7 protein-coding genes are annotated in these 5013 nt (G+C 39.4%); 1 reads left to right on the forward strand and 6 read right to left on the reverse strand.

What is annotated here, in order from left to right:
• On the forward strand, positions 1-317 hold a 317-nt coding region (locus ACIQ7N_RS03175; RefSeq protein ID WP_402930265.1), incomplete at its 5' end, for a hypothetical protein.
• Here the strand turns inward: ACIQ7N_RS03175 and ACIQ7N_RS03180 are convergent.
• The 6 genes from ACIQ7N_RS03180 to ACIQ7N_RS03205 all read right to left on the reverse strand — a co-directional run.
• Positions 304-1311, reverse strand: coding sequence for a histidinol phosphate phosphatase domain-containing protein (locus tag ACIQ7N_RS03180; RefSeq protein WP_402930267.1), 1008 nt, complete (start codon positions 1309-1311; stop codon positions 304-306). The two genes, ACIQ7N_RS03175 and ACIQ7N_RS03180, sit on opposite strands and share 14 nt — an antisense overlap.
• The gene (locus ACIQ7N_RS03185) at positions 1304-2092 is read right to left on the reverse strand and encodes a DeoR/GlpR family DNA-binding transcription regulator (RefSeq protein ID WP_402930269.1); all 789 of its coding nucleotides are present in this window, start codon (positions 2090-2092) and stop codon (positions 1304-1306) included. Before ACIQ7N_RS03185 ends, ACIQ7N_RS03180 begins: the two co-directional genes overlap by 8 nt.
• The gene (locus ACIQ7N_RS03190) at positions 2089-3090 is read right to left on the reverse strand and encodes an ABC transporter ATP-binding protein (RefSeq protein WP_402930271.1); all 1002 of its coding nucleotides are present in this window, start codon (positions 3088-3090) and stop codon (positions 2089-2091) included. The genes ACIQ7N_RS03185 and ACIQ7N_RS03190 overlap by 4 nt, the downstream gene beginning before the upstream one ends.
• A complete protein-coding gene (locus ACIQ7N_RS03195) occupies positions 3087-3872 on the reverse strand; it encodes an ABC transporter permease (protein ID WP_402930274.1) in 786 nt (261 codons plus the stop codon). The genes ACIQ7N_RS03190 and ACIQ7N_RS03195 overlap by 4 nt, the downstream gene beginning before the upstream one ends.
• Positions 3872-4714 carry an ABC transporter permease gene (locus tag ACIQ7N_RS03200; protein ID WP_274068347.1) on the reverse strand — a complete coding sequence of 281 codons (843 nt, stop codon included), beginning with the start codon at positions 4712-4714 and terminating at the stop codon, positions 3872-3874. Before ACIQ7N_RS03200 ends, ACIQ7N_RS03195 begins: the two co-directional genes overlap by 1 nt.
• A 40-nt stretch (positions 4715-4754) precedes the next feature.
• The coding region (locus ACIQ7N_RS03205; protein ID WP_402930276.1) for a hypothetical protein at positions 4755-5013 on the reverse strand (259 nt) is incomplete at its 5' end.

The following is a 5013-nucleotide window of genomic DNA, read 5'->3' on the forward strand; positions in this document are numbered from 1 at the left end:
TTCCTTCCGTCGCCTGGACCATTCCTTCCGTCGCTTCGCCGATTCTTTCCGTCGCTTTGATCTCTTTCCCTCACTTCGTCTGTTCCTTCCGTCGCCTGGACCATTCCTTCCGTCGCTTCGCCGATTCTTTCCGTCGCTTTGATCTCTTTCCCTCACTTCGTCTGTTCCTTCCGTCGCTTCGCTTGCCCATCCTTCACTTTAATTCCATCGCTTTGCTTAACCAACCTATCATCTCACTGAAGCCCATCACATTCTGCCTAAAAATAAAAAATCACCGAAGATATCCATCAACGGCGACGTTTATTATAGTTCTATAGATTGTTTTTGGCGTTGGTCAAATCCAATAATTGTTTGAACGCCATAGCTTTTTAGTAAAGCTGTATTCGCAAATGTGTATTTGCCTAAATCGTCTGGGAAATGCGCATCTGAGGAAACTGTGAAGGCTACACCATGTTCCATTAAAATTTGCAAGAAACGTGGTCCTGGGCACATTTCCTTTACTGGATAGCGATAATATAAACCGGCATTTATTTCAGTGGCAGTTTGTGTGGTTACAAGTGCCTTTGCAATTCTTTCATACCAAGAGTCAAGAAAAGCCGTGTCCTTCACTTGATAATCGAACACTTTAAAATTGTCTAAATGCGCCACAAAGTCAAACATATTCGAGAAGATCATTTTTTCTACTGTAGCAAAAAAACGTGCAAAGTTTTCCTGTAAGGCTACTGCGTCCATGTCCTCAAATATGTATTGGGTTTGAGGATTATCAAAGCCCCAGCCATCCATAAAATGGACAGATCCGATGACATAATCCCACGGATAACCTTCTAATAATGATGCTAATTCTTCTTCACCGCCGACAAAATAATCTGCCTCGATGCCAAGCTTTAAGGAAATACCTTGACGTCTCCATTTTTCCTTTGCTCGATTAATAATTGACACAAAATCATCCATGCATTCTGTCATGACACAATCAAGCCAGTAACGCTGAGCTCTACCAACTTCATTGTCATCTAATTGCATATAACGTTCAAAGTATGCTCGCGTCTCCTTGAAACGATAGAGATGGTCGACAATCCCAACCTCGCGCAAACCAAGCCGCTTTGCTTGTTGTAAATATAAATCTAACCATTCCTCACTATAGCAACCATTCTGTAAACGTTTTGATAACTGCTGCATTTGTAGCTCTATAAATGCTTTAGAGCCTTTTGTTGCTCCTTCATCTTCATTAAAAAATTTAATTGCCTGAGAAGTACGCTCTAGCCAACGAAATGAATAGGGCCCCTCCTCTAAATGTACATGATAATCAACCATCCGATTTCCCTCCATTGCATACCGTCCACTTTTCCTCATACGCATGCCACTCTAATGGGCACGCTATATCACAAAAAATTTCTGAGCATTGCGCTATGTGACAAATTTGATAAAAGGACTTACCATTTATTTTAGATGCATCCGTTAATAAAAAGTTCTTCTTGCTACGATCAAGCATTTTTTTAGAAATTAATGATTCATCCAAATCATAATCGTACACGATACCATCACTTATTCCACCACACGAAATAAATGCCTTATCAAAATTCATATTTCCTAGTAATTCTAATGTCATAGCTCCTGTTACTGAGGATTGTCTCGGATTTGTCGTTCCACCAAGTAATATGACCTTTCCAGTCATTCGTCGCTCCTCTATCGCTAAATTAAACTGTACAGCTGCAGCGATAGAGTTGGTTACGACAGTTATATCGTCGACTGCCAATAAAAAATCTGCAATATGCACTGTCGTTGTACCTGTATCAACCGCAATTGTATCCCCGCCACCTATACGACTAGCTGCTAAACGAGCTATATTACGCTTTGCCTCTTTTTGCATTTGAAGCTTACGTAAAAATGCTGGTTCATTTCTAACGTTCGTATACTTTACAGCTCCTCCGTGTACTCTCGTTAATAAATGCTGTTGCTCCAGCTCATCAAAATCTCTACGAATCGTTTCTGGTGCTACTTGTAATTCATCTGCAATATTGGCAACGACAATTTTTCCATCAGCCTCTAATTGTTTTAAAATAAATTCAAAACGTTCAATTTTTGCATATGTCATGATAATGCAATCACATCTTCCCTCGCTATATAACACACATATTGCTTACCAAGCTCAAACGAATGCCCTCGTTGGTGTAGCTGTTCCATCGTAAAGAGACATTCACCCTCAAACGTTGTCCGAATAACATTGCCACTCATTAATGACTGCTTCGCCTCTCCAGTCATACAAACATCTTCCTGTCTCTGATCGAGATGTATGGCTTCTGGTCGAATCGCGAATTTTGAGTATTCTTTTGGCAATGCCTCGCCAATCATTTTCTCAAGGGCTTGACGCGTAAAAACATTGTAATGTCCGATAAAATTCGCGATAAATTCACTTTCAGGGCTTGTATAAATCGCAGTAGGTGTTCCACTTTGTGCAATCATCCCACTATTCATCACAAATATTCTGTCAGAAACAGCCATTGCTTCCTCTTGGTCATGCGTAACTAAAATCATCGTTATACCAAGCTTTTGCTGAATAGCTCGTAAGTCTGCTTGAAGTTTCTTACGAATTTGAGCATCTAACGCACTGAGCGGTTCATCTAATAGCAATACTTTTGGACGTACAATTAATGCTCGAGCAAGGGCAACACGCTGCTGCTGACCCCCAGATAATTCTTTCGGATAGGCATGCGCTTTTTCATTTAAATGCACGATTTCAAGTATTTCTTGAACACGTTGATCCACTTCAGCCGTATTGACTTTTTGCATTCGTAAACCGAAGGCTACATTTTCTTTCACCGTCATATTTGGAAATAATGCATAAGATTGAAACACCATACCAACTTGGCGATCCTTTGGTTGAACACGATTCATATCCTTGCCTTCTATGTTAATTTTTCCTGCAGATGCATCTGTTAAGCCTGCCAAAATACGCAGGATTGTACTCTTACCACAGCCACTCGGACCTAAAAGAGTTATAAATTCACCTTTTTCAATCTTCATATTTATATTTGATAAAACCGTCGTTGATCCATATTTTTTATGAAGTCCTTCAATCACAATATAACTCATAGATTTGTAGCACCTTTCGATCGTTTCGTTAATGTTGCAATAGCGTACGTTAATAAGCCCATAAGAACGATATAAATAAAGACAACTGCACTAGCAATATGTCCACTTGTACTAAGCTTCTTCATTAAATAAATTTGCACCGTCTCAAAGCGAGACCCAACCACTAGATTAATCAGTACAAATTCTCCAAAAAGTACGGAAAACGATAATAATGCCCCAGCAAATAAGCCTGGGTAAACGGTAGGTAATAATATTTTCGTAAATGCCTGCAATTTAGATGCTCCCAGTAATTGCGCTGCGTCTATAAGCTGTCGTGCATCAACATTCTGCAAACTATTGCGTGTCCCCTGATAAATGTATGGGAGGATACCGATGACATATGCCCCTAAAACTACTAAAATCATCGGCACACCAAATTTGCTATAAACACGAATGAGCCCGACTGCTAAAATAATTCCCGGGAATGAATACACCATCACAACAGCCATCTGTATCAATTTTTCGTATTTTGGAAAATACAACACGATTACAAAAATAGCTGGTACGATAACGAGCAATGCAATCATGACAGCCCCACTAGACAATAAAACAGAACGTCCAAACGCCTGTATAAATTCTGCATCCTGAAATAATGCCGCAAGCCATGTCAATGTTAATCCTTCTGGCAAAATGGTCTTATTCCAATTCGTCGCAAAGGCATAAAGCATTGTTGCAACAACTGGCAACACTAAATACACCACTAACAGGAGGAAAAATAAATCAGCAAAGCCTCTTTTTTTCATTATAACTTCCTCCTTGTTTTTGAAATGCTCCACTCACTCAATAGCATTGCCGTCACCATCGTTACTGCTAGTATTACTGCAATAGCACTTGCCAGCTCTGGTTGTGCAAAAATATCTCCCTTAATAAGAGAACCAATACGAATGGCTACTAAATTGTAATTACTGCTAGTTAGTGCATAGGCAGAGGCGTACGCTCCCATTGCATTGGCAAACAATACGCTAAATGTTCCAACAATCCCAGGAAGCATAACAGGGATCCCAATCTTCATCCAAAACTGCCATGTAGAAGCTCCAAGTAATGCTGCTGCGTCCTTCCATTGTTGCTGAATTCCATCATAAATTGGGTATAAAAGCATTAAGGCTAATGGTAGCTGAAAATAAATATAAATTAGTAACAAGCCACCCCAGCTATAAAGAGAAAATGATGAAAATGTGTCAATACCCCATTTATCGAATAGCAATGTAAAGAGCCCGCTATTGCCCAGTAATACAATAAAGGCAAAAGCTAATGGAATACCTGAAAAATTTGATGTTAAATTTGTTAGTATTAAAATTTTCTCACGCACTGGCTCAGAAAATCTCATAATCGCATAAACAGCAAATAGGGTAACCATTAAGGCAATGACTGCCGAAATAACAGACAGTGTAATACTATTTGTAAAGCCTTGTAAAATGTAATCGTTCGTTAGTACAGTTTGATATTGTGCGAGTGTAAAACCATCACTATTTTGAAAGCTTGTGATGAGCATATACAGTAACGGTACTAAGAAAAATAACAAGACAAGTACTAGAAAAGGAGAAAGCCAGGCAACTGTTTGCCGCTTCGAAATCACAACAATCACTTCTTTCAATATTTAATAGCAGTCCATGTTGATATTGTTATTAATTTGAAGGCTCATCACCATCACGTAAGGTTGATTTCAGTTCAAATAGGGCGCATTGTTGCTGTCGCTGCGCTTTCGCACAGAAAAATACATTTGTTGCTGTCGCTGCGCTTTCGCACAGAAAAATACATTTGTTGCTGTCGCTTCGCTTTCGCACAGAAAAAACATTTGTTGCTGTCGCTTCGCTTTCGCACAGAAAAATACATTTGTTGCTGTCGCTTCGCTTTCCACAGAAAAAACATTTGTTGCTGTCGGTA

It is taken from the genome of Lysinibacillus sp. NPDC095746, from assembly GCF_044763535.1.
GTDB lineage: Bacteria > Bacillota > Bacilli > Bacillales_A > Planococcaceae > Lysinibacillus.

What these genes read in the sequence shown, in the direction of transcription:
- ACIQ7N_RS03180 (WP_402930267.1), bottom strand. Translation starts at nt 1,311, where the DNA reads ATGGTTGATTATCATGTACATTTAGAGGAGGGGCCCTATTCATTTCGT.
- ACIQ7N_RS03185 (WP_402930269.1), bottom strand. Translation starts at nt 2,092, where the DNA reads ATGACATATGCAAAAATTGAACGTTTTGAATTTATTTTAAAACAATTA.
- ACIQ7N_RS03190 (WP_402930271.1), bottom strand. Translation starts at nt 3,090, where the DNA reads ATGAGTTATATTGTGATTGAAGGACTTCATAAAAAATATGGATCAACG.
- ACIQ7N_RS03195 (WP_402930274.1), bottom strand. Translation starts at nt 3,872, where the DNA reads ATGAAAAAAAGAGGCTTTGCTGATTTATTTTTCCTCCTGTTAGTGGTG.